This window comes from Cupriavidus sp. SIMBA_020 (genome assembly GCF_046535395.1).
GTDB classification, from domain to species: Bacteria; Pseudomonadota; Gammaproteobacteria; order Burkholderiales; family Burkholderiaceae; genus Cupriavidus; species Cupriavidus campinensis.
Genome location: NZ_JAWRWU010000671.1, coordinates 1 through 269, shown reverse-complemented (window position 1 = coordinate 269; position 269 = coordinate 1). Strand labels below are relative to the sequence as shown.

Sequence of the window (269 nt, the reverse complement as noted above, 5' to 3'; positions counted from 1 at the left end):
ATCCTGACCATCTCCGCACGTTCGTCGGCGTCGCTGAAGTCGCGCCCGAGCGTCGCCGCGAGCGTGAAGCGGTTCGACACGATGTAGTAGCCGAGCCCTGACAGCGTCACGTAGAAGTGCAGCGGATCGACGTCGCCGCGGAACAGCCCGGCCTTCTGGCCGCGCATCAGCACGTTGCCGAGCTTCGCGACGATCGGCGACATCATCTCGCGGATCCGCGTCGACGTGTGCAGGTAGCGCGCTTCGTGCAGGTTCTCGTTGTTGATGAG

At 64.7% G+C, this 269-nt stretch carries 1 pseudogene; it reads right to left on the bottom strand.

Features of this window, described 5'->3' with window-relative positions:
- A pseudogene (locus SB751_RS31010) lies at window positions 1–269 on the bottom strand (TetR/AcrR family transcriptional regulator); the annotation flags it as partial.